Raw genomic sequence first — 410 nt, forward strand, 5'->3', positions numbered from 1 at the left:
AGACAAATTTTTGACCAAAGAAGCTGGACTTAAGAAAGTTAAGGCTGATCCATGCATTTATACAATTCGTCGTGATGGCAGTTTTCTAGCTCTCGGAGTCCATGTTGATGACATCCTGTTTGTTCACAACGACACCAACTTCTGTCAAGAAGTCATCGATCAGCTGTCTTCGAAGTTCGACATCACTGACCTCGGGGTACCAACCAGACTTCTCGGCCTGAGAATTCATCGTGATGAGAAGACCGGGTCAATTTCGTTAGACCAAGAGGAATATGTTAAGCAGCTTTTGATGAAGTTCAACATGTTTGATTGCAATCCAACTTCAACTCCTCAGCAACCTGGTGTTCATTTATCCTCCCTTTCTTCACCCTCAGAGTCAGAAGATGTACTAGCGATGAAACAAGTTCCAT

The 410-nt window shown here is 43.2% G+C and carries 1 protein-coding gene; it reads left to right on the forward strand.

Annotated features, from left to right (window positions below):
* The coding region (locus B5P40_RS32280; protein ID WP_142936389.1) for a reverse transcriptase domain-containing protein at positions 1–410 on the forward strand (410 nt) is incomplete at both ends.

Origin of the sequence: Bacillus sp. SRB_8, assembly GCF_003264205.1 — a bacterium.
GTDB lineage: Bacteria > Bacillota > Bacilli > Bacillales > Bacillaceae_G > Bacillus_A > Bacillus_A mycoides.